This is a genomic window from Paracoccus sp. TD-10 (assembly GCF_048270675.1).
Taxonomy (GTDB): Bacteria; Pseudomonadota; Alphaproteobacteria; order Rhodobacterales; family Rhodobacteraceae; genus Paracoccus; species Paracoccus pantotrophus.
The window spans coordinates 1,183,298-1,203,840 of the sequence record NZ_CP182419.1; the positions used below are offsets into that span (position 1 = coordinate 1,183,298).

The window sequence follows — 20,543 nt, forward strand, 5'->3', positions numbered from 1 at the left end:
GCAATGGAAAGCGCAGCAAGGCAACAGTCGGACGACCCCGGACAGGCCGGGGCGGAACGGGACGGGTCCGCCGCCCCGGCGCCCGGCCAGGTCTTGCGCCGCCTGATCGCCGAACGCGACCGGGCCCGCGCGGCGGCCGGCCCTTCGGCCCGGCAGGTCGCGGAATTCCGGCTGGAACGTGCCGCCGCCACCGCCCTCGCCCGCGCGGCCGAGAAGCAATTGCACCTGCCGGTCTTCGTCGAAAAGGTGGAACGGTCGGGCATGGTGCTGGCCGAACTGCCCGAACTGCTGCCCGAGCGTGCCTTGCTGGCTGTGCTGGGGGGGCGGCGTGACGCGCTTGGCGTGGCCGCGCTTTGCCCCGGCCTTCTGGCCGCGCTGATCGAAATGCAGGCGATTGGGCGCGTCACCGCGCGCGCCGCGCCGCCGCGCAGGCCCACGCGGACGGATGCCGCGATCTCGGCCGATTTCGTGAACGCGCTGCTGGCCGAACTGGGCCGGGAATGCGCGTCGCAGCCGGGCTGCCCCGATTTCGGCGCCTTCCGCTATGCCACCTACCTGGACGATCCCCGCCCGCTGTCGCTGATGCTGGAGGATGGCGAAATGGCGCGGCTGGACTTTCGCTTCCGCCTGGGCAGCGGAGGGCAGCGCGACGGCCGGCTGATGATCGCCCTGCCCGTCGAGCCGGGAACGCTGGCCGATCCGCCGCTCGGCGCCGGAAACCCGGCGCGACTGCCCGCCCCATCCAAGGCCGCGCCTGCTCCGGCAACGCTGGCCGGGCCGATGCAGCAGGCGCCGGTGCGGCTGGCCGGCATTCTCTGTCGTCGCAAGCTGAGCCTGCATCAGCTGCGCAGCCTCACGCCCGGATCGCTGCTGCCCCTGCCCCAGAACGTGCTCGACGATGCCAGGGTGGAAACCGTGCACGGCCAGATTCTTGCGCGCGGACGGCTGGGCGAAAAGGACGGCTTCCATGCCATCCGCCTGCGCGGTACCGGCCAGGGCGTGGCGCCGGCGGCCCCTTTGCCTGTGCAGGACGGCTGGCGGGCGGAAAGCTTCGCCCCGCCGCCGGAGGGCGCAGCGCCCGCCGACCAGGCCGAATTGCCGCTGGCGGATCTTGACCATCCCGATGCCTTCCGCCTTGCCGAGCCGGTGCCGCCCCTGGTCAGGGCCGGATGAACCGCCGGCGCGCGCCCTGCCCGAATGCCGCAATCGCGCAACTTTTCCGCGAAATCCCGGCGCCGACAGGCCATCCGACCCAGGAAAGCCCGCCCAGGTCCAGATTCCCCTTGAAAAACCGCCCGTCTGGACGCATGTAGCTTGCGCCCGCCCAAGGCGCGGGTCATCCTACAGGAGAGAACATGGCCAAGGAAGAAATGCTCGAATTTCCCGGTGTCGTGAAGGAACTCCTGCCCAACGCGACATTCCGGGTCGAGCTAGAGAACGGCCATGAGATCATCGCGCATATGGCAGGAAAGATGCGCAAGAACCGCATCCGCGTCCTCGCCGGCGACAAGGTCCAGGTGGAAATGAACACCTATGACCTGACCAAGGGGCGGATCAATTACCGCTTCAAGTAAGCCCGCCGACCGTCCGGGAGCCTAGGATGACAGCGGTGCAAGATCTGCGGGATGCTGCCCAGTCCCCGCTGCAAAGCGCCGCCGCGCCGGCGCTGGTTCTCGGCTCGGCCAGTCCGCGCCGGCTGGAACTGCTGGCCCAGATCGGCATCGTGCCGGACAGGATCCTGCCGGCGGAAATCGACGAAGCCCCGCAGCGCGGGGAAAACCCCCGCGACTATGTGCGGCGCATGGCGCGCGAAAAGGCCGCGGCGCTTGCCGGTCACGCCGGAGACGCCGTTCTCTGCGCCGATACCGCCGTGGTGGCCGGGCGCAGGATCCTGGGAAAACCCGCCGATGCCGCCGAAGCGCGGCGCTTTCTGCAGCTGCTCTCGGGCCGCCGGCACCGGGTGCTGACCTCGGTCGCGCTGGCCCATGGCGGCCGGCTGCGCGAGCGGCTGGTGGAAACCGTCATCCGCTTCCGCCCCCTCACCGCCGCGCAGATCGACGCCTATCTCGCCACCGGCGAATGGCAGGGCAAGGCCGGCGCCTATGCCATCCAGGGCCATGCCTCGGCCTTTGCCATCTGGATGCAGGGTTCCTACAGCGGCGTCGTCGGCCTGCCGCTGGCCGAAACCGCGACGCTTCTGGCTGCCATCGGAATTCAAGGAAAAGCAACATGAAGGGACGCCAGATCGTCCTGGGACGGATTTTCGGCCGCGATGCGGCGGCGCTGATGCAGGACGGCAGGCTCGAGGATCTGATCGTCGATCCGTCCGGCGTCACCCCGCTTGCCCCCGGCGCGATCTGCCGCGCCAGGGTGGACCGGCTGGTCAAAGGCCAGGGCGGCGTCTTCCTGCGCCTGCCCGAAGGCGCACGCGGCTTCCTGCGCGACCGCTCGGGCCTGCGCGAAGGCCAGTCCCTGCTGGTTCAGGTCAGCGGCTGCGCCGAGGACGGCAAGGCGGTTCCGGTCTCGGCGCGGCTGAATTTCCGCGGCCGGCACGTGATCGTGACGCCCGGAGCGCCCGGCGTGAACGTCTCGCGCCGGATTCGCGACGGCGCGCTGCGCGACGGGCTGGCCGGCCTGGGCCTGTCCGCCCTGGACGGCCGGGAAGATGCGCCCGGCATCGTCTTCCGCTCCGCCGCAGCCACGGCCGGAGACGACGAGATCGCGACCGAGCTTGGGCAGCTTCTGGAACTGGCGCAAGCCGTCGCGGCCGATTGCGAAGGGGCGCCCGAGCTGCTGCTCGACGCGCCCGAGCCTGCCGAACAGGCATGGCAGGATTGGGCCGACCCGCCGCCCGACGCCGTCGAGGACGCGCCCGATGCCTTCGAGGCGAGCGGGGCCGAGGCGGCGGCGCTGCAATTGCTGCGCCCGCGCCTGGAACTGGGCGGCGGCGCCTGGGCCGAGATCGAGGCGCTGCGCGCGCTGGTCGCCATCGACGTCAATACCGGCGGCGACCATTCGCCGGCGGCTGGGCTCAAGGCAAACATCGCCCTGGCGCGCGACCTGTCGCGGCAATTGCGGCTGCGCGGTCTTGGCGGCCAGATCGTGGTGGATTTCGCGCCCATGCCCAAGCGCGACCGCGGCACGCTGGACCAGGTGCTGCGCGCCGCCTTCCGCCCCGACCCGGCCGAGACGGTGCTGATCGGCTGGACCGCGATGGGGCTTTACGAGATCAGCCGCAAGCGCGACCGCGTGCCGCTGTCGCGCCTCGCCCGGCCGGAGGACAAGGCATGAAATGCCCGATCTGCGGCAAGCCCGCCGCCGAGCGGTATCGCCCCTTCTGCTCGCGCCGCTGCGCGGATGTGGACCTGGCGCATTGGCTGCGCGGCGACTACCGCATTCCCGCCGAACCGGTTCCAGATAATGACGGGGAAGCGTGAAAAAGTTGTTTTTGGCTCTGGACAGCGGAGCGGCCCTGCCATAACAACGCGCCTGTCCGAAGCAAGACGCTCGGCGCCCGGATAGCTCAGTTGGTAGAGCAGCGGATTGAAAATCCGCGTGTCGGTGGTTCGAATCCGCCTCCGGGCACCATTCAACCCAATGAAAAGAGTTGTTTTTTCCGGCCGGATTCCTGGAGCATCTTTGGCATCTCGCCTTCGTGGCACAGCGACGGCACGAACGCCTGCAGCGTGACACGAATTTTTGCACGGCGTGACAGCAAGATTTGCAGCAGACGGGTTTTGCTGAACATCCCCATTCAAGGCCATATTCAGGGCGGCGCTTTCGGCCCGGCGGTGCGTCAACCCTCCTTCCCCCTCTCTCCCCGAAACTCGGTCACCAGCCCCCCATCAAGACGGTGACTGACCGACTTCGGATGCCATGTGCCTTTCAGTTCCGGCGCCGACCCTTCCAACTGGACCCTGGCGCCGCCCGGCAACGCTCGAACCCGGACATGGCGCAGGTGATTTTCATGGCCGCGCAGCCCGCACCTCGCAAGGCTGCTTCGGCGACGCGACATTCTGTCCGCAGAAACCGCGCATCAGGCATCAAACGGATAACGTTGAAAAAAGGCCGCGCCAACGGTGCTGGCCTTCCGAATCCTGCCGTTTCATGTAATGGATGCGGCCGCGGACCAGGCGTTTCATGCCGGTCTCGCAATAGTGCCGGATGGTCCAGCCCAGGCCGTTGAAGGCGACGATGCGGCGCCATTCCGCGTCCTCGACCTGATAGCCCTTCTCGTCGCGCACCGCCCGGCCTTCCGAACAGTGCAGGCGTGCGGTGACCGGCCCGAAGCGGGTGGTGTCGGTTCCGGCGCGGGTGTTACCGGCGAGGATGGCCATGTTCTGCATTGCAGGTCTTCATGGCTCGCAGGAGGAACCATTCCCCCGACGAGATCCGGCCGGGTCCATCGGGAGGCGCCTGCAACCGGCGCCCTCCGGGCGGCAGCTTGCCCGCAAGGCCCGGAGTGGGGCGGACAGCCGCACGCCCCGCGCGGCAATACGGTCCGGAGCCTTGGGGTTGCTGGTGAAAGCCGAACGGCGTTAGGGGATCGGGCAGGCAGAGGGATTGGGGCGTCCGGCCGAAGGGGTCGACGAGCGAGACAAGGGCACATCGACCCGCCGATGACGCTGCTGGCCGGGCCAAACGCCAGCATGGCCAGCAGAAAGCCGGCATATCGCATGGCAAAGCCGGGCCTTTGCGACCGCCGGCCTCTGACCGCACCAAAGAGCGGGATGACATGAGCCCCAGGCCAGGCTGGACGGGCGGAAACGCCGGACAGGGCAGCCGCAGGTGTCCGCCGGAATCCCCGTTCCGGCGGAGTCCACCAGACGGATCGTTGCGGCGTCGCAACCATACGGGCCTTGGAATCCGGCGCCGGAAACACGCTCTCGCAAGCGCAGCAGGCTCGTCAAAATCGACCCGGCCTCGGGCAGGTCGAGTTTCAGGCCGGCAACGATCGCGACCTCCAAGCCCTTGACGCCGGCCGCGCAGCCCTGCCGAGAGAAACGGCAGCGGGGGTCGGATCGGATCCGGCCACCCGTCAGACCGCAGGCGCATCCCAGCTTTCCCGCGCCACCGCAGCGGCGAGTTCGCGGCGAAACCGGCCGACGGCGTATTCCGCAAAGCTGGAGAGCTGGCGATCCTTTTTCGTCACCACCCAGGCGGTAATACCGCCGGGCTCGGCCAATGGCCGGCGCACCACGCCGGGCATATAGACCTCGGCCACCGAAAATTCGTCGATCACCGCCACCCCCAGCCCGTGGCGCACCAGGCTGACCACCGTCTGCGCGAAGCGGCCGCGCATGGAATAGCGCGGCTCGATCCCCGCCTCTCGGAAGGGCTGGGCCAGGATCTCGCCATAGGGATCGGCCGGATCGACGCCGACAAAGGGCTCGCGCGCCAGGTCGTGGACCGAGATCGCCCGCTGCTCGGCCAGCCGGTGCCCCTCGGGGACGATGGCGACCAGCCGGCCATGCGCCAGCGGCGCGCTCGACAGCGCCGAATTGTCGATGGCCGAGCTCATCAGCACGAATTCGCCGCGCTCCAGCAGCAGATAGTCCGAGGTTTCCTCGATCTTCAGGATGTTCAGGTCGATGAACAGGTCGGGAAAGCGCGTGCGGATGCCGCGGATCGCCCGCGCCGCGATGAATTGCGCGATCGAGGGGGCCGAGGCGAAGGACAGCCGCACATCCTCGCCCTTGCGCAATGATGCGACGGCGGCGTTCAGATTCTCCATCTGGCGATGGACCTGATGCACCATCTCGAAGATCGCCGCCGCCTCGGTCGAGGGCACGAACAGCCCCGCCTTGCGCTCGAACAGGCGGATGTCCAGCGATTCCTCGGTATGCTTGACCAGCCGGGAAATGCCGGGGGCCGAGACGTTCAACAGTTTCGCGGCGCCCTGGATGGTGCCGGCCATCATCACGGCGCGGATCACCTCGACCTGGCGGAGAGTCAGTTCCTTCATGCGCCGATCCTAGCCGGGAACGCTGCGGATTTCTCGCGGAAATTCGCCGCGCCGATGCGGTTCAGGCCCGGCCCGCCGCACGCAGGATCGCCATGGTCGCGGCATGGGCCATGGCGGCGCGGCCAAGCGCATCGACCTTGGCGGCCAGGGCGCGATGCGGCACCTCGACGCTGACGGTGACGCCCTCGGGGATCGCCCGCGCCAGGCCGATCAGGTCGATGCCGCCCTGCCCCGGAAACAGCCGCTCGCCCCGCGCCACCCGGATCAGACCCTCGTCGCCGGGATCATAGGGCACGGCGCCGTCGCAGAACTGCACATAGTTCACCCGATGGCGCGGCAGCGCCGCGATCTGCGCCAGCGTGGTGGCCGAGCGGTCGTAATGCAGCGCATCGACCAGCACGCCGCCGTTCGGCCGGCCGGCATCCTCGACGATGCGCAGCGCCGCGGCCAGGTCGGGCACGGCGGTCCAGGGCATGAATTCCAGGTCCGCCGTCAGCCCGTGCGGTGCGGCCAGCGCGCAGAAGCGCGCGAAACTGTCGGTCAGCCGGCCAAGGTCCGCATCGTCGCCGGCGACGAGGACATGTTTCGCCCCCAGCGCCTCGCAACGGGCACAGAAGCGGGCGAAAACATCCCAGTCGTTTTCCGGCTTCAGACGGACGATCTCGACATCGCCGACCCGGATGCCGGTATCGTGCAGCGCCGCGCGCACCTCGGCCAGCAGCCGGTCGTCGGTCAGCAGCGGATAATCAGGCTCGGCCCCCGGCGCGGCGGGCAGGATGCGCAGCCCGACCATCTGGTATCCGGTGGCGGCGGCGATGCGGACGGCCTCGACCGGGCCGGCTTCGAATGTGGTCAGGAAGGCCAGCGATAGCGGATGCGTCATCACAGCCTCACTTGAGCGGAGAGAAGCCGAGCGGCAGCGCGATCTGGCTGGTCATGTCGGGCGACAACCAGTCCGGCCCGCCCTTGGGCGGCCATTTGCCGTCCGCGACCGATTTCGCCCGCGCCTCGCTGCGCGCGGCCAGGCTTTCATAGGGCCAGATCTGGGTCAGGCGCGGTTCGCCGTCCAGCCCGTACATGGCGACGGTCAGCTTCGAATAGGCCTCGCGCTCCGGCACCGCCGCGCGCCATTTCTCCATGGTGGGCAGGATGCCGTTCACCCTGGTCCTGTAGGTGCGGAACTCGTAGACCGGGCCGAAGCTGCCGGGCTGGACCGGCGGCAGGAAATCCAGCGCGCGATAGCTTTCCATCGACAGCCGCACCAGCTCATCGGCGCAGCCGAAGGGGTTGTCCGAGCGCAGGGCGCGCTCGCGTTCCTCATGAAGCTGCGCGAGGCTCTCGAAGGCGCGCAGCACAAAGACCCGGTTCAGCGTGCCGATATCGGTGCCCCAGGCGCCGCACAGCCGGCCCTGCCCCTGCGCCACCCAGGCCTCGATGCCCGGCGCGGCCTTGCCGGCGCCGAAGATCACCGTGTCGAGGGTGGCGAGTTCGTAATAGCTCATGACGTTTCCTCCTGTGAAAGCCCGGTCACGGGCAGGCCGGCCAGAACGCGGCCGGCGATATAGCCGAATGTCATGCCGGGCCCCAGCGTGATGCCGCCCGACGGGTAATGCCCGCCCATGACCGAGGCCATGTCGTTGCCCACGGCGTAAAGGCCGGGGATCGGCAGGCCGTCCCGGTCCAGCACCCGCGCCGCCGCATCGGTCCTGGCCCCGGCAAAGGTGCCGAGCGAGCCGGGCACGATCCTGACCGCGTAGAACGGCCCCCGCAGCAGCGGCCCCAGCGAAGGGTTCGGCCCATGCTCCGCATCGCCCTGCACGCGGTTGTAGAGGCTTTCGCCGCGCTGGAAGTCGGGATCCTCGCCGCGTTCGGCATGGGCATTGAAGCGGGCCACGGTCTCGGCCAGCGCCACGCCGGGAATGGCGCAGGCGCGGGCCAATTCCTCCAGCGTGCGGCCGCGCTTCAGATAGCCGCTGCGGATCGCCGGCCCCAGCGGGAATGGGAAGGGCTTGGACCAGCCCAGCCCCCAGCGGCGCTGCGCCTTGTGGTCGGCGATCAGCCAGCAATGCGGCGGCTCGCCCGGCGGCGTGGCGGCGATCAGCGCCCGCATGAAATCGTGATAGCTGTCGGCCTCGCTGACGAAGCGCCGGCCCTGCGGGGTCACGGCGATGATGCCGGGCTTGGCGCGTTCGACCAGATGCGGGAAATGCGCGGGCGGTCCGTCCCGGCGCGGCACCAGCGACACCGGCGCCAGCGCGACGTTCGAGGCCAGCTCGCCATCGACGGCAGCCCCCGCGCCCTCGGCCAGCCGCAGCCCGTCGCCGGTATTGGCCCGTGGCGCGGCCGAGAAATGCCCCGCCCCGCCGCCCGCCTGCGGCGCCAGCGCGTCGAGCCGCGCCGGATCATGCGGGAAGCCGCCGGTGGCCAGCACCACGCCGCGCCGCGCCTCGACCAGCAATGCGCCCCGCGGCGTCGAAAGCCGCGCACCCGCGACACGGCCGTCCTGCCGCTGCAGCGCCAGGACCGGCGCGCTGTCGAGCAGCGTGACCCCCTTGTCCAGCGCCGAACGCAGCAGCCGCGCCACCAGCGCATTGCCGTTGACCAGCTGCATGCCGCGCCGGTGCAGCGCCAGGTCGCGCAGATGCCGGGCGATCCGCCCCGTCGCGTAGAGCGCCGAGCGCGGGCTGCGGCTGGCGCGGAAGAAATGCCGCATGTCGGCGCCGCTGGCGATGCCCATGCCCCAAAGGCTCGCCACGTCCAGCGGCGGGCGCAGCTTGCCGATCCAGTCGCCCAGCTCGCGCCCGTCATAGGGCATGGCCGTGACCGAACGCCCGCCTTTCGCGGCGCCCGGAGTCTCGTGGAAATCCGGGACCGCATTGCCGTCGATCCAGCGCATCGCGGTATGGTCCTGAAAGAAGGCCACCATCTCGGGGCCGTTTTCCAGGAACACCTCCAGCCGCGGGTCGCTAGCGCGATTGCCCAGTTCGCTGCGCAGGTATTCACGGGGCGCTTCCGGCGGCTCGTCGATGCCGGCGGCGCGGGCCAAGGGATTGCGCGGGATCCACAACCAGCCCCCGGACCAGGCCGAGGTGCCGCCGAAAACCGGCGCCTTCTCGGCCAGCACCACGCGCAGGCCGAAATGCGCCGCCGTGACTGCAGCCGCCAGGCCCGAGGCCCCCGAGCCAATGACCAGCACATCGCAGGCCAGCCTGCGTTCGGATGAAGCTTCCATTCTCTCCTGCCCGTCAGGGGCGCGAGCCGGGAAAAAGCCTATGCGCTTTTCCGCCCGTCCTCGGCATCGGCGTCGATCGCCCTGACATTTGCCTGAAAATACTTGGTTCCCGCGGCGGCGGCGCCCAGTTCCCCGGCCGCGGCCTGAAGGCGCGGCGCCAGTTCCGCCATCCGCTCGGGCGTCATGCGCACCGCCGGACCGGCGATGGACAGGCAGCCCAGCACCGGCCCGTCGCCGTGATAGCGCACCGGCACCGCCATGGCCGCCATGCCGGCGATATAGCTGTCCACCGCCGTGGCATAGCCGCGCGCCCGCGCCTCGGCCAGCTGCTGCAGCAGCAGGGTGATGCTGGTCGGCGCGTTCGGCCCCATGCCCTCGGCCTGGCGCAGCAGGCCCTGCGCGCCGACGCACGCCAGCGCCTCGTCGTCGCTCATGCTGGCGAGCCAGGCCTTGCCTCCGGCCGAACTGGCAAGGTGCACGACCACGCCCTGCTCCTGCCCCGGATCGTAGCGCAAGCCGCGCGTCGCGCCCTGTGCCACCGCCACCCAGATCAGCCGCTCGCCGTCGATCACCGACAGCCGGATCAGCTCGCCGCTGTCGGCGGCCAGCTGGTCCAGCACCGGCTGGGCGACATCGGTGATGCCGGCGCGCCCCATGAAGCCCAGGCCCAGGGCCGGCAGCTTGATGGTCAGCGCGTAGTCGCCGCCCGCCTGCAGCTGCCGGACATAGCCCAGCCGCGCCAGTTCCTGCAGGGTACGGTGCACGCCGCTGGCCGGCTGTTCGGTCACCGCCGCGATGGTGGTGACCGGCAGGCCCATCGGGTGATCGACCAGAAGTTCGACGATGGCGAGGGCTTTTTCCAGAACGCTGCTCATGATCCTCTTCCGCTGTTGAAGGCGGTTTCAGGTTCGCGATTCAGCGCCGAAAGGTCAACCGCGACACGTTGCCCCGTCTCGGCCGCCGCGCGAATGGCGTCCAGCACGATCAGGTTGGCGGTGGCGTCGCGGGCCGAGACGCGCGGCGTCCCGCCATGGCGCACCAGATCGGCGAAATGCACCAGCTGCGCCTCATAGGGATCGCCGTGGCTGACGGGCAGCGGCCGGGGTTGCAGTTCCTGCGTCCAGTCCGGCGCGCCGGGCGGCTGCCACAGCAGCAGGTCGGGCAGCGACAGCCCCGCCCGGCTGCCGGCATAGTGATGCGCCGGGACGCGATGCGCCGGAAACCGCGCCATGTTCTCGCCCGCCGTCAGATCCCAGGCCCAAGGCCCGACCGCCGCGTCCGAGATGCACAGCGTCGCCAGCCCGCCCTCCGCAAAGCGCAGGCAGACCGCCGCCGTGTCCTCGACCGGGAAGCCGCGGCGGGCATGGCTGGCGATGGCCTGCACCTCGGCGATCTCGCCGAAGAAATGCCGCAGCAGGTCGATCTCGTGCACCAGGTTGATCAGCAGCGGCCCGCCCGCACCCTTGCTGCGCCGCCAGGGCGCCTGGAAATAATCGTCGGGCTTGGCCAGCGAGCAAGTCACGGTCGCCATGACCAGATCACCCAGCAGGCCGCCGCGGATCGCCCCATGCGCGGCGCGGATGATCGGATTGTGCCGGCGGTGATGGCCGACCAGCAGCGGCACCCCGGTCTCATCCGCCACCGCGATCAGCTGCCGCGCCGAATCGAGGCTTTCGGCCACCGGCTTTTCCAGCAGCACCGGGATGCCGGCGCGCAGCAACGCGGCCGAGACCGGCAGATGCGTCTCATTCGGCGTCGCCACGATGGCGGCCTGCGCCAGCCCCGAATCGATCAGCGCCGCCACGTCCGGCAGGCAGGCCACGCCCAGCGATTCGGCCAGCGCCCGGCCCGAGGGGGCGGGATCGACCAGCGCCGCCAGCCGCAGCCCCGACATGCGCGTCAGCGTATCGATATGCGTGCGCCCGATGACACCTGCGCCGATGACGACAACCCCGATCCGATCCATGGACACCCTCCTTCCGGCCTTCCCGGGCATCAAGTCAGAAATAAAATCGGAAGTCAATTTTAATATTGAATGATATTCCATTTTCTGCGATCTTCCGCTTCGAACCGGATGAGGTGCCGGAATCGCCCCCGCGGCGCAGAGGCGCGAAAATCCAATGTTCCGCCCCTATCGTCCATTTCCTGACGGCGGGGCGCGTGATTGTTTCAAGGCGCGGCCAGCCCCGGGGGCGCTGTCCGCAACAGGGAAAGAGGAACCAGCATGGCCCAACCGCTGCGCATCGACGGAGAGACGGCATTCTTCCCGATCATCGGCCATCCGATCGGGCAGGTGAAATCGCCGGCATCGCTCAGCCAGATCATGGCGGATCGCGGCCATAACGGCATGGTGGTGCCGATCCACGTCCTGCCCGAGGATCTGCCCGGCTGGCTGGCGCAGGCCGCGGCGGTCCAGAACTGTCCGGGTATCGTGGTGACGGTGCCGCACAAGGCGCCCTGCCTGGCCTTCTGCAGCCGCGTCACCGCGCGGGCGCAGGCCGCGGGCGCGGTGAACATCATGCTGCGCCGGGACGGGGGCTGGGTCGGCGACGCGACCGACGGGCAGGGCTACATGGACGGCATCGCCGCGCAGGGCTTCGACGTCGCCGGCAAGCCGGCGCTGCTGGTCGGGACCGGCGGCGCCGGCTCGGCCATCGCCTATGAGATCCTGGCGCGCGGCGCCTCGGAACTGGCGCTGCACGACATCGATGCGGCGCGGCGCGACGCGCTGATCGCCCGGCTGGACGCCGCCTTTCCCGGCCGGGTCCGCATCGGCGGCACCGATCCGCGCGGCTTTGCGCTGGTGGCGAACGCGACGCCGCTGGGCATGCGCGAAGGCGATCCGCTGCCGGTCGAGGCCGGGCTGCTGACCGCCGAGCAATTCGTCGCCGACGTGGTCACGCGACCGGCCATCCCGCCGCTGATCGCCGCCGCCCGCGCCACAGGCTGCGGCACGATGCCGGGCTCGGGCATGTTCGAGGCGCAGGCGGTGCTGCTGGCCGAACTGCTGATGGGGGTCCGGCAGATCGCGCTGGACTGAGCGGCGCAAGGGCGCTGCATAACCGCCCGATTATGTATCTTTGCGCGTTTTGCAATGTTCGCGTGGAACGCGACATGGCAGATTATGGAGAGGAAGAGGAGATCCCATGAAAAACAGGATCCGAACCAGGGAGGAAAGAAACGCAATGATCAGGACACTGACCGCAACCGCCGCCGCGCTGGCGCTGACCACCGTGCCGGCGCTGGCCGAGCTGAAGATCGGCTCGATCGTCGAGCTTTCCGGCCCCGGCGCCGCCGCCGGCACCAATTTCCGCGACGGCGTGCGGATGGGCTTCGAGGAGATCAACGCCGACGGCGGCGTGCTGGGCGAACCGGTCGCCATCACCGAATATGACAGCCAGACCGACCCGCAGGTCAGCCGCGCCATGGTGCAGAAGGCCATCGACGACGGGGTGGTGGCGATCACCGGCACGGTGTTCTCGTCCTCGACGGTGGTGAACATGCTGGTGGCGAAACAGGCCGGCATCCCGCAATTCACCGGCTCCGAGGCGCCCTCGATCACCGGGATGGGCAACCCCTACATCTTCCGCACCGCCTTCGGCTCGCAGAAGGGCGTGCCCAAGATGGCCAAATACATGGCCGAGGAAATGGGGGTGAAGAAGGTCGCCGTGGTCTGGGCCAACACCGAATTCGGCAAGGGCGGGCACGAATCCTTCCTGAAGGAGGCCGAGGCCCATGGCTTCGAGATCGTCGCCGACCTGCCCACCGAACAGGCGCAGACCGATTTCTCGGCCGATGTGGTCAAGCTGAAGGGCATCCAGGCCGACGCCGCCTTCGTCTACCTGACCGAGGAGGAAAGCGCCCGCTTCCTGCGCGAGGCCCGCAAGCAGGGCGTGACCCTGCCGCTGGTGGGCGAGACGACGCTGATCGGCCATAAGGTCATCGAGCTGGCCGGCGACGCCGCCAACGGCGCCATGGGCCATGTCGGCCTGACCCCCGACGCCAATATCCCGGCAATGACCGAGATGGTCGAGAAGTTCAAGGCCAAGTTCAACTACACGCCCGACCACAACGCCATCAAGGGCTACACGGCCGCCTATACCCTCAAATGCGTGGCCGAGATGGTGGGCGAGGCGGACAGCCAGGCCATCGCCGACAAGATGCACGGCCTGACGCTGACGGTGGCCGAATGCCCCGGCGTGCTGATGGACGTCAGCTGGGACGAGACCGGCGAGATGTCGCGCGAAAGCTTCTTCGTCGAGGTCCAGGACGGCAAGCAGGTGGTCAAGGCCATCCTGCCGCCGAACTGATCGGCCCGCACAGCACGCGAGGCAGGCTGGCACCGGCATTCCGCCGGCCTGCCCCCGTATCCGTCAACCTGACGTGAGGCTCTCATGGCCGAGTTAATCCAGATCCTGATCTCCGGCCTTGCCGCCGGTTCCATCTATGCCCTTGCCGCGGTGGGCTTCACCCTGCTGTGGCAGGCATCGCAGACCATCAACTTCGCGCAGGGCGAATTCGTCATGCTGCCGGCCTTCTTCGTGCTGGTCGGCATGGGGCTGGGGCTGCCGATGTGGCCCGCCATCGGCTTTGCGCTGCTGCTGTCGCTCTTGATCCTGGGCGTCGCCTTCAAGAAGCTGGTGGTCGAGCCGATGCTGCCGCATGGCACCTTGCCGCTGGTCATCGCCACCATCGCGCTTGGCCTGCTGATGAAGGAAAGCGTCAAGGAATTCTACGGCGCCACCGCCCAGCCCTTCCCGGCGATCTTTCCGCAGAAGGTCTATCACTTCGCCGGCGCCAGCGTCTCGGCGCAGGATATCGGCAACCTGATCGTCTCGATGCTGGCCATCGGCGGCTTGCAGTTGTTCTTGAACCGCACCCGCACCGGGCGCTGCATGCAGGCCAGCGCCCAGAACCCGGCCGTGGCCGAGATCCTGGGCGTCGATGTGAAGCGGATGGTGATGTATACCTTCCTGATCAACGCGGCACTGGCGACCATCGCCTCGGTGCTGATCTCGCCGATCTACCTGGCCAAGTTCTCGAATGGCGAGACGCTGGGCCTGGTGGCCTTCATCGCCGCCATCGTCGGCGGCTTCAACCAGATCCGCGGCGCGCTGGTGGGCGGGCTGCTGATCGGCGTGATCGACAATCTCTCGGCGGTCTATGTCTCGGCCGAATACCGCTCGGCCATGCCGCTGATCCTGCTCATCGCCATCATCCTGCTGCGCCCGCAGGGGCTGCTCGGCACCAAGGAGGGACGCGCCGTATGACCCGCACCCGCATCATCCTGATCGTCCTGGGCATCGCGGCGCTGGTCGCCGCGCCCATCGGCCAGGGCAATTACATCATCTATACGCTGACCTCGTGGCTGCTGTTCTCGATCTCGGCCATGGGGCTGAACCTGACGCTGGGCTATGCCGGGCAGGTCAGCCTGGCGCAGGCGGGCTTCATGGGCATCGGCGCCTATGTCACCGCGCTCTTGACGCTGGCGGGCGTGCCCTGGATCGCGGCGGCGCTGATCTCGATCTCCTCCTGCTTCGCGGTCGGGCTGCTGCTCGGCTGGCCGGCGCTGAGGGTGCAGCACCATTTCCTGGCCTTCGTGACGCTGGCGTTCAACACGCTGCTGTTCCTGGTGCTGCGCAACGAGGAAGAGATCACCGGCGGTTCCTTCGGGCTGGTCGGCATGCCGCGCCCCTCGGTTTTCGGCATCGCGACCGACAGCAACCTGAATTTCTACTATTTCGCGCTGGCCTGCTTCCTGGTCTCGGCCTTCGTGATGTGGTGGATCCTGCGCTCGCCCTGGGGCCGGGCCTTCAAGGCGCTGCGCGAGAACCCGATCCGCGCCGAAAGCCTGGGGCTGAAGATCCGCCGCCAGACGCTTCTGGCCTTCGCCATCGGCTCGGCCTTCGGGGGGCTGGCCGGGGCGCTGCAATCGCCGCTGGTGCAGTTCATCGAGCCGGGCAGCTTCGCGCTGATCCATTCGCTGAAGCTGCTTCTGATGGTGGTGGTGGGCGGCGCCGGCTTCTTCTTCGGCCCGATGCTGGGCGCGGCGGTGGTGATCCTGCTGCCGGAACTCTTGCGCTTTACCGAGGGCTATTACCTCATCATCTATTCAGCTCTGGTGATCGTGCTGATGGTGTTCTCGCCCCAGGGCCTGATCGGGCTGGGGCAGAAAATCTGGAACCAGTTCCGGCCCCGGCACGAGACGCGCCGCGACATGAAGAAGGGATTCCAGCTATGACGGCCTCCGTGCTTTCCGTCCGCAACATCTCGAAGCAGTTCGGCGGCATCCGCGCCGTGAACGATGTCAGCTTCGACGTCCAGAAGGGCGAGATCCTGGGCCTGATCGGGCCAAACGGCTCGGGCAAGTCGACGCTGTTCAACTGCATCCTGGGCCAGCTGCGCCCCAGCGCCGGCCATTGCCAGATCAACGGCCAGTCCACGGACGGCGTGCGGCCGGCCGACCTGTCGCTGATGGGGGTCGGCCGCACCTTCCAGCAGCTGTCGGTCTTTCCGCGCATGACGGTGCTCGACAACGTCATCCTGGCCGGACAGGAGCACGAGGGCTCGATGCTGAGCCGGCTTTTCGGCAAGTCCGACGCCGGCCTGACCGACAAGGCCGAGCAGCTGATCGAGTTCTTCAACCTGACCCCCTATCGCGACACCGAGGCGGGCTCGCTCTCCTACGGCCAGCAGAAGCTGGTCGATGCCGCGATGGCCTTCATGGCCGGGCCCGGCATCGTGCTGCTGGACGAGCCGGCGGGCGGGGTGAACCTGACCATGCTGGCGCATCTGAAAGAGCGGCTGATGACCTATAACCGCGAGCACGGCACCACCTTCGTGGTGATCGAGCACAACATGGAATTCGTCATGTCGCTTTGCACCCGCATCATCGTGCTGGCGCAAGGCGAGATCATCGCCGAAGGCTCGCCCGAGGAGATCCGGGCGAACCAGATGGTCATCGACGCCTATCTGGGGGGCTGACATGCTGGAACTCAAGGACGTCACCGGCGGCTATGGCCGCATCACCATCCTGAACGGCACCTCGTTCAGCATTCCCAAGGCATCGATCACCACGGTGATCGGGCCGAACGGCGCCGGGAAATCCACGGTGTTCAAGGCGATCTTCGGGCTGCTGAACATCCATTCCGGCCAGATCCTGCTGGAGGGCGAGGACGTGACCCGCAAGCGCCCGGCCGAGATGATCGCCCGCGGCGTCACCTATGTGCCGCAGGGCCGCAACGTGGTGCCGCAGCTGTCGGTGTTCCACAATCTCGAGCTGGGCGGCATCACCGCCCGCGACCAGTCCCGGGTCCGGCAACGGATGGAGCAGGTCATGGACCAGTTTCCCATGCTGCGCGAGCGCCGCGACCAGAAGGCCATCGAGCTGTCGGGCGGCCAGCAGAAGCAGCTGGAGATCGCCCGCGCCCTGCTGCTGGACCCCAAGCTGATCCTGATCGACGAGCCCTCGATCGGGCTGTCGCCCAATCTGGTGCAGGAGGTGTTCCAGACCCTGATCCGGCTGCGCGACCAGGGGGTGACGGTGCTGATGGTGGAACAGAACGCCAAGGCGGCGCTGGCCATGTCGGATTACGGGCTGGTGCTGGAACTGGGCCAGACGCGGATGTTCGACAGGGCCGACGCGCTGCTCAAGGATCCGCGCGTCGGCCAGCTGTTCCTGGGCGGCCATATCGAGGAGGCAGCCTGAGGCGCCGCCCCGTCAGATGCTGCGCTCGCGGCGCAGCGTCTGGCAGGACCAGCGGGCGATGCGCCAGTCGGGATGGGTCTCGACCCATTGCGCCAGCGCCGGCTGCGCGCCACGCATGCAGACCAGGGGCGTGACCTCGGTATAGATCAGGCTGTGTTCCCGGCAATCAGCCGGGGCGCCGCCCATGCAGGCGATGAAGACCAGTTCGATCATGGCAAGTCCCCGTCGAATCGGAGATGGCTCATGCCCGATTGTCGCGCCCTTCCGGCCCCAGGGCCATCGGAGGGGCCGGAAATCCGGCTTGGCGCAAGGCGCCTGCCCGTTCCTTGTGCAGCCGGCGCGCAAACCGGCGGGGCCGCGCTCAATCGGGGCGGCTCGCCTCGCCGAAATCGCCGAAGGCGGTCCAGCCGCCATCGACCGGCAGCACCGCCCCGGTGATGCCCGAGGCCGCGTCCGAGGCCAGGAAGGCCACCGCCGCCGCCACCTCGCGCGCCTCGATCAGCCGGCCCAGCGGCGTGCGGCGGCGGATGGCCGGCAGGTCGATCCGGCCCGCCTCGGCCAGCGTCCGGACCAGCGCGGTCTCGACGAAGGCCGGGGCGACGGCGTTCACGCGCAGCCCCTGCCCCGCCCATTCGCAGGCCATGGCCCGGGTCATCGCCACGATGCCGGCCTTGGCCGCGCCATAGGCATTGCGCCGCGGCAGGCCGGTCAGCCCGGCGATCGAGGACAGGTTCACCACCGCCCCGCGCCCGCGCGCCAGCATGCCGCGCGCCACCTGCCGCGTCATCAGGAAGGTTCCCGACAGATGCACGTCCAGCACCCGGCGAAAGGCGGTCAGATCCTGGTCCAGCGTCGGCAGGTGGCTGTCGCCGATGCCGGCATTGTTCACCAGGATGCCGAAAGGCGCGACGGCCGCCGCCGCTCGCGCCTGAACCTCGTCGGTGACGTCGCAGCGGATGCCGCGATGCCCCGCGCCCAGTTCCGCCGCCCGCAGCGCCACCTTGTCGCCGTCGAGATCGGCAATCGTGACCCGGCAGCCCTGCGCCGCAAGCGCCTGCGCGATGGCCCAGCCGATGCCCTCGGCCCCGCCGGTGACCAGCGCCTCGCTAGGCATAGCCCGGCCTCGGCACCAGCCCCATCAGGCTTTGCGACAAGCCGCCATCGACCACGATGTCCTGCCCGGTCACATAGGCCGCCCGGTCCGAGGCGAGATACAGCACCGCATCCGCCATGTCCTGCGGCGAGGCGATGCGGCGCAGCGGCACCATGGCCTCGCGCCGGACCTTGACCTCAGGATCGGCATAGAAGGCGGCGGACATCGGCGTCAGCACCAGCCCGGGGCTGACGCAGTTCGAGCGCAGGCCGCGCGGCCCCCATTCGGCGGCCAGTTGCCGCGACAGCATCGCCACCGCCGCCTTCGAGGCGGAATAGGCGCCGCTGGCCGGCTGCGGTTGGCTGGCGGCGATGCTGGCGACATGGACCAGTGCGCCGCGCCCGCGCCCTAACATGCCGCGCCCGAAAGCCTGCGCCGCGGTCAGGTAGCCGGTCAGGTTCACCGCCAGCATGGCCGACCAATCCTCGGGACTGACGCTCTCCAGCGCGCCGGGGCGCAGGATGGCGGCGCTGTTGACCAGCACGTCGGCGCCGCCCTCGGCCTCGACCCGCCCGGCGGCGGCAGCGACGCTGCCCGGATCGGCCAGATCGCAGGCCAGCGCCAAGGCGCCGCCGCCCAGCTGCTCGGCCAGCGGCCCGGAGCGGTCAAGATCGCGGTCCAGCAGGATCGCCCGCGCCCCTTCGGCGGCAAAGCTCCGCGCCAGCGCCTGCCCGATACCGCCGCCGGCACCGGTGATGACGACGGTCCTGCCTTCCAGTCCAAGCCAGCTCATGCTGCATCCTCCGTTGCGGCCGCGCGCCCGGCCAGATGGCGGCCGGTGATCCAGCCGAAGGTCATGGCCGGGCCCAGCGTGATGCCCGCGCCCGGATAGTTCCCGCCCATGATGCTGGCGCGGTCGTTGCCCACGGCATAGAGCCCCGCGATCGCCGCGCCCTGCCGGTCCAGCACCGCGCCCTCGACCGTGGTCCTGAGCCCGTCGAAAGTGCCCAGATCCCCCATTTCCATGCGCACGGCGTAGAACGGGCCGCGCTCGACCGGCGCCACGCAGGGGTTCGGCTTGTGCTCCGGATCGGCGAGATAGCGGTTGAAGCTGGTCTCGCCGCGGCGGAACTGCTCGTCCCGCCCCTCGCGCGCGCCGCGGTTATAGGCCGCGACCGTCGCCTCCAGCCCTGCCGGGTCGATGCCGCAGGCCCGCGCCAGACCGGCCAGCGTCCGGCCGCGCTTCAGATAGCCGCTGCGGGTCCAGAGCCATAGCGGCATCGGCGCCGGCTTGGCATGGCCAAGGCCGTATTTGCGGATCGTGCGATGGTCGCAGATCAGCCAGGCCGCGCCGTCGCCCGCGGCCATGGCCGCACCCACATCGTGATAGCTGTCGCTTTCGTTGACAAAGCGCCGCCCGTCGGACCGCACCGCGATCATGCCGGGCTTGTAGCGGTCCAGAAGATGCGGAAATACGCCCTTGCCCGGCACCAGGCTGACCGGCATCCAGGCGGCGGGCTGCGGGTATTCGGCCTCGAAGGCGCCGCCGACCGCCTCGCCCAGCCGGATGCCGTCGCCGGTATTGCCCGGGGGCACCGGCGAGTGATGCGCGCCCCCCGCCTTCAGATGGGCATAGATCCCGGCACGGCGGGCCAGGTCCTGCGCATAGCCGCCGCAGGCCAGCACCACGCCGCGTGCGGCCATGATGCTGCGCGGCTGCGCGCCGCCGACCTGCGCACCGGTAACGCGGCCGCCCTGCTTCAGCAGATGCAGCGCCGGGGTCTCGGTCAGGATCGGGATGCCGAGGTCGAAGCAGGTCTTGGCCAGCCGCGCCGCCAGGGCGTTGCCGCTGGTTACCTGCACGCCGCGGCCGTGGCGGACGACCTCGGCCGCATGGGCGGCCAGCCGCTTCGCGACATAGGCAAACGAGGTCAGCGAGCGGGTGGCGTTGAAGAAATGCCGGATGTCCGCGTTCGAGGAATTGAACATCATCCCCATGAAGGTGATGGTCGCCAAGGGCGGCCGCAGGCGGCGCAGGTTTTCCCCCAGCGCGCTGCTGTCATAGGGCGCCGCCAGCACCGAGCGGCCGACATCCACCCCGCCGGGCACGGTCGGGTGATAATCGGGGTAAAGCGTGGGGACGAACTTCACCTCGGTCTCGGCCTCGAACCAGTCCAGCATCTTCGGTCCGGCCTCCAGGAAGGCCTCGACCGCCTCGGGCTGGTGGAAATTGCCGGTCTCGGCCCGCAGATAGGCCCGCGCCGCCGCGCGCGTGTCATCCGGGTTCAGCGCCCGGCCGTGGCGGTTGCCGGGGATCCACAGCACGCCGCCCGAAAAGGCGGTGGTGCCGCCGAAGACCGGCTCCTTCTCGATCACGATCACCGACAGCCCGTGCTTTCTGGCGGTGATCGCCGTGGCCAGCCCGCCGGCGCCCGAGCCGATCACCAGCACGTCGCAATGCTCCTGCGCGCCCATTGGCTCCCTCCCTTTTTCGCTGCCTTCCTGCTACTGCGGGGGACATCGCGAACCAATGGACGCTGGCGCG

The 20,543-nt window shown here is 69.2% G+C and carries 23 protein-coding genes and 1 tRNA gene; 12 read left to right on the forward strand and 12 right to left on the reverse strand.

Features of this window, described 5'->3' with window-relative positions:
* The first annotated feature begins 3 nt into the window (after positions 1-3).
* The 6 genes from ACNKFW_RS16800 to ACNKFW_RS16825 all read left to right on the forward strand — a co-directional run bounded on the left by ACNKFW_RS16800 (position 4) and on the right by ACNKFW_RS16825 (position 3,588).
* Positions 4-1,173 (forward strand): FliM/FliN family flagellar motor switch protein, encoded by a 1,170-nt coding sequence (locus ACNKFW_RS16800; protein WP_147428850.1) that lies wholly within the window; start codon positions 4-6, stop codon positions 1,171-1,173.
* A 182-nt stretch (positions 1,174-1,355) separates the two neighbouring features.
* Positions 1,356-1,574, forward strand: coding sequence for a translation initiation factor IF-1 (infA, locus tag ACNKFW_RS16805; protein ID WP_010397442.1), 219 nt, complete (start codon positions 1,356-1,358; stop codon positions 1,572-1,574).
* A gap of 26 nt (positions 1,575-1,600) precedes the next feature.
* On the forward strand, positions 1,601-2,233 hold the full coding sequence (locus tag ACNKFW_RS16810; RefSeq protein WP_244314457.1) for a Maf family protein: 633 nt from the start codon (positions 1,601-1,603) through the stop codon (positions 2,231-2,233).
* Positions 2,230-3,291 (forward strand): ribonuclease E/G, encoded by a 1,062-nt coding sequence (locus ACNKFW_RS16815; protein ID WP_024845224.1) that lies wholly within the window; start codon positions 2,230-2,232, stop codon positions 3,289-3,291. The genes ACNKFW_RS16810 and ACNKFW_RS16815 overlap by 4 nt, the downstream gene beginning before the upstream one ends.
* Complete coding sequence (locus ACNKFW_RS16820; RefSeq protein WP_024845225.1) at positions 3,288-3,437, forward strand: DNA gyrase inhibitor YacG; 150 nt, start codon at positions 3,288-3,290, stop codon at positions 3,435-3,437. The genes ACNKFW_RS16815 and ACNKFW_RS16820 overlap by 4 nt, the downstream gene beginning before the upstream one ends.
* A gap of 75 nt (positions 3,438-3,512) precedes the next feature.
* A tRNA-Phe gene (locus tag ACNKFW_RS16825) sits at positions 3,513-3,588 on the forward strand.
* 1 nt (position 3,589) lies between these two features.
* On the opposite strand, the gene ACNKFW_RS16830 is transcribed toward ACNKFW_RS16825, so the two are convergent.
* The 8 genes from ACNKFW_RS16830 to ACNKFW_RS16865 all read right to left on the reverse strand — a co-directional run bounded on the left by ACNKFW_RS16830 (position 3,590) and on the right by ACNKFW_RS16865 (position 11,163).
* Entirely contained in the window at positions 3,590-3,748 is a 159-nt protein-coding gene (locus tag ACNKFW_RS16830; protein ID WP_167521695.1) for a hypothetical protein, read from the reverse strand.
* A 295-nt stretch (positions 3,749-4,043) separates the two neighbouring features.
* Positions 4,044-4,346: a single-stranded DNA-binding protein gene (locus ACNKFW_RS16835; protein ID WP_147428849.1), complete on the reverse strand. Its 303-nt coding sequence runs from the start codon at positions 4,344-4,346 to the stop codon at positions 4,044-4,046.
* A 692-nt stretch (positions 4,347-5,038) separates the two neighbouring features.
* Positions 5,039-5,965, reverse strand: a complete 927-nt coding sequence (locus ACNKFW_RS16840; protein WP_024845227.1) for a LysR family transcriptional regulator — start codon at positions 5,963-5,965, stop codon at positions 5,039-5,041.
* A 61-nt stretch (positions 5,966-6,026) separates the two neighbouring features.
* Positions 6,027-6,848 carry a sugar phosphate isomerase/epimerase family protein gene (locus ACNKFW_RS16845; protein WP_147428848.1) on the reverse strand — a complete coding sequence of 274 codons (822 nt, stop codon included), beginning with the start codon at positions 6,846-6,848 and terminating at the stop codon, positions 6,027-6,029.
* 7 nt (positions 6,849-6,855) lie between these two features.
* Positions 6,856-7,467 carry an NIPSNAP family protein gene (locus tag ACNKFW_RS16850; protein ID WP_147428847.1) on the reverse strand — a complete coding sequence of 204 codons (612 nt, stop codon included), beginning with the start codon at positions 7,465-7,467 and terminating at the stop codon, positions 6,856-6,858.
* A complete protein-coding gene (locus ACNKFW_RS16855) occupies positions 7,464-9,197 on the reverse strand; it encodes an FAD-dependent oxidoreductase (protein WP_147428846.1) in 1,734 nt (577 codons plus the stop codon). Before ACNKFW_RS16855 ends, ACNKFW_RS16850 begins: the two co-directional genes overlap by 4 nt.
* A gap of 38 nt (positions 9,198-9,235) precedes the next feature.
* Positions 9,236-10,072, reverse strand: a complete 837-nt coding sequence (locus ACNKFW_RS16860; RefSeq protein ID WP_024845231.1) for an IclR family transcriptional regulator — start codon at positions 10,070-10,072, stop codon at positions 9,236-9,238.
* Positions 10,069-11,163, reverse strand: coding sequence for a Gfo/Idh/MocA family protein (locus tag ACNKFW_RS16865; protein WP_167521696.1), 1,095 nt, complete (start codon positions 11,161-11,163; stop codon positions 10,069-10,071). The genes ACNKFW_RS16860 and ACNKFW_RS16865 overlap by 4 nt, the downstream gene beginning before the upstream one ends.
* 258 nt (positions 11,164-11,421) lie before the next feature.
* Between ACNKFW_RS16865 and ACNKFW_RS16870 the strand changes: the two genes are divergently transcribed.
* From ACNKFW_RS16870 to ACNKFW_RS16895, 6 genes are all read left to right on the forward strand, one after another.
* On the forward strand, positions 11,422-12,237 hold the full coding sequence (locus tag ACNKFW_RS16870) for a shikimate dehydrogenase family protein (protein ID WP_024845233.1): 816 nt from the start codon (positions 11,422-11,424) through the stop codon (positions 12,235-12,237).
* 145 nt (positions 12,238-12,382) lie between these two features.
* Positions 12,383-13,507, forward strand: coding sequence for an ABC transporter substrate-binding protein (locus ACNKFW_RS16875; RefSeq protein WP_024845234.1), 1,125 nt, complete (start codon positions 12,383-12,385; stop codon positions 13,505-13,507).
* Positions 13,508-13,591: 84 nt separating this feature from the next.
* Positions 13,592-14,467: a branched-chain amino acid ABC transporter permease gene (locus ACNKFW_RS16880; RefSeq protein WP_024845235.1), complete on the forward strand. Its 876-nt coding sequence runs from the start codon at positions 13,592-13,594 to the stop codon at positions 14,465-14,467.
* Positions 14,464-15,438 carry a branched-chain amino acid ABC transporter permease gene (locus ACNKFW_RS16885; RefSeq protein WP_147428844.1) on the forward strand — a complete coding sequence of 325 codons (975 nt, stop codon included), beginning with the start codon at positions 14,464-14,466 and terminating at the stop codon, positions 15,436-15,438. Before ACNKFW_RS16880 ends, ACNKFW_RS16885 begins: the two co-directional genes overlap by 4 nt.
* The gene (locus ACNKFW_RS16890; RefSeq protein ID WP_024845237.1) at positions 15,435-16,181 is read left to right on the forward strand and encodes an ABC transporter ATP-binding protein; all 747 of its coding nucleotides are present in this window, start codon (positions 15,435-15,437) and stop codon (positions 16,179-16,181) included. Before ACNKFW_RS16885 ends, ACNKFW_RS16890 begins: the two co-directional genes overlap by 4 nt.
* Position 16,182: 1 nt before the next feature.
* Positions 16,183-16,905: an ABC transporter ATP-binding protein gene (locus ACNKFW_RS16895; protein WP_147428843.1), complete on the forward strand. Its 723-nt coding sequence runs from the start codon at positions 16,183-16,185 to the stop codon at positions 16,903-16,905.
* A gap of 12 nt (positions 16,906-16,917) precedes the next feature.
* Here ACNKFW_RS16895 and ACNKFW_RS16900 read toward each other — a convergent pair whose 3' ends face one another.
* From ACNKFW_RS16900 to ACNKFW_RS16915, 4 genes are all read right to left on the reverse strand, one after another.
* Positions 16,918-17,118 (reverse strand): hypothetical protein, encoded by a 201-nt coding sequence (locus ACNKFW_RS16900; RefSeq protein ID WP_147428842.1) that lies wholly within the window; start codon positions 17,116-17,118, stop codon positions 16,918-16,920.
* A gap of 148 nt (positions 17,119-17,266) precedes the next feature.
* Positions 17,267-18,019 (reverse strand): SDR family NAD(P)-dependent oxidoreductase, encoded by a 753-nt coding sequence (locus ACNKFW_RS16905; protein ID WP_147428841.1) that lies wholly within the window; start codon positions 18,017-18,019, stop codon positions 17,267-17,269.
* A complete protein-coding gene (locus tag ACNKFW_RS16910; RefSeq protein WP_147428840.1) occupies positions 18,012-18,791 on the reverse strand; it encodes an SDR family NAD(P)-dependent oxidoreductase in 780 nt (259 codons plus the stop codon). Before ACNKFW_RS16910 ends, ACNKFW_RS16905 begins: the two co-directional genes overlap by 8 nt.
* Complete coding sequence (locus ACNKFW_RS16915) at positions 18,788-20,473, reverse strand: FAD-dependent oxidoreductase (protein ID WP_147428839.1); 1,686 nt, start codon at positions 20,471-20,473, stop codon at positions 18,788-18,790. Before ACNKFW_RS16915 ends, ACNKFW_RS16910 begins: the two co-directional genes overlap by 4 nt.
* Between the last annotated feature and the right edge of the window lie 70 nt (positions 20,474-20,543).

Excerpts from the sequence above, each read along its gene's own strand:
- ACNKFW_RS16800 (WP_147428850.1), top strand. The coding sequence starts at position 4 with ATGGAAAGCGCAGCAAGGCAACAGTCGGACGACCCCGGACAGGCCGGG.
- infA (WP_010397442.1), top strand. The coding sequence starts at position 1,356 with ATGGCCAAGGAAGAAATGCTCGAATTTCCCGGTGTCGTGAAGGAACTC.
- ACNKFW_RS16810 (WP_244314457.1), top strand. The coding sequence starts at position 1,601 with ATGACAGCGGTGCAAGATCTGCGGGATGCTGCCCAGTCCCCGCTGCAA.
- ACNKFW_RS16815 (WP_024845224.1), top strand. The coding sequence starts at position 2,230 with ATGAAGGGACGCCAGATCGTCCTGGGACGGATTTTCGGCCGCGATGCG.
- ACNKFW_RS16820 (WP_024845225.1), top strand. The coding sequence starts at position 3,288 with ATGAAATGCCCGATCTGCGGCAAGCCCGCCGCCGAGCGGTATCGCCCC.
- ACNKFW_RS16830 (WP_167521695.1), bottom strand. The coding sequence starts at position 3,748 with ATGTTCAGCAAAACCCGTCTGCTGCAAATCTTGCTGTCACGCCGTGCA.
- ACNKFW_RS16835 (WP_147428849.1), bottom strand. The coding sequence starts at position 4,346 with ATGCAGAACATGGCCATCCTCGCCGGTAACACCCGCGCCGGAACCGAC.
- ACNKFW_RS16840 (WP_024845227.1), bottom strand. The coding sequence starts at position 5,965 with ATGAAGGAACTGACTCTCCGCCAGGTCGAGGTGATCCGCGCCGTGATG.
- ACNKFW_RS16845 (WP_147428848.1), bottom strand. The coding sequence starts at position 6,848 with ATGACGCATCCGCTATCGCTGGCCTTCCTGACCACATTCGAAGCCGGC.
- ACNKFW_RS16850 (WP_147428847.1), bottom strand. The coding sequence starts at position 7,467 with ATGAGCTATTACGAACTCGCCACCCTCGACACGGTGATCTTCGGCGCC.
- ACNKFW_RS16855 (WP_147428846.1), bottom strand. The coding sequence starts at position 9,197 with ATGGAAGCTTCATCCGAACGCAGGCTGGCCTGCGATGTGCTGGTCATT.
- ACNKFW_RS16860 (WP_024845231.1), bottom strand. The coding sequence starts at position 10,072 with ATGAGCAGCGTTCTGGAAAAAGCCCTCGCCATCGTCGAACTTCTGGTC.
- ACNKFW_RS16865 (WP_167521696.1), bottom strand. The coding sequence starts at position 11,163 with ATGGATCGGATCGGGGTTGTCGTCATCGGCGCAGGTGTCATCGGGCGC.
- ACNKFW_RS16870 (WP_024845233.1), top strand. The coding sequence starts at position 11,422 with ATGGCCCAACCGCTGCGCATCGACGGAGAGACGGCATTCTTCCCGATC.
- ACNKFW_RS16875 (WP_024845234.1), top strand. The coding sequence starts at position 12,383 with ATGATCAGGACACTGACCGCAACCGCCGCCGCGCTGGCGCTGACCACC.
- ACNKFW_RS16880 (WP_024845235.1), top strand. The coding sequence starts at position 13,592 with ATGGCCGAGTTAATCCAGATCCTGATCTCCGGCCTTGCCGCCGGTTCC.
- ACNKFW_RS16885 (WP_147428844.1), top strand. The coding sequence starts at position 14,464 with ATGACCCGCACCCGCATCATCCTGATCGTCCTGGGCATCGCGGCGCTG.
- ACNKFW_RS16890 (WP_024845237.1), top strand. The coding sequence starts at position 15,435 with ATGACGGCCTCCGTGCTTTCCGTCCGCAACATCTCGAAGCAGTTCGGC.
- ACNKFW_RS16895 (WP_147428843.1), top strand. The coding sequence starts at position 16,183 with ATGCTGGAACTCAAGGACGTCACCGGCGGCTATGGCCGCATCACCATC.
- ACNKFW_RS16900 (WP_147428842.1), bottom strand. The coding sequence starts at position 17,118 with ATGATCGAACTGGTCTTCATCGCCTGCATGGGCGGCGCCCCGGCTGAT.
- ACNKFW_RS16905 (WP_147428841.1), bottom strand. The coding sequence starts at position 18,019 with ATGCCTAGCGAGGCGCTGGTCACCGGCGGGGCCGAGGGCATCGGCTGG.
- ACNKFW_RS16910 (WP_147428840.1), bottom strand. The coding sequence starts at position 18,791 with ATGAGCTGGCTTGGACTGGAAGGCAGGACCGTCGTCATCACCGGTGCC.
- ACNKFW_RS16915 (WP_147428839.1), bottom strand. The coding sequence starts at position 20,473 with ATGGGCGCGCAGGAGCATTGCGACGTGCTGGTGATCGGCTCGGGCGCC.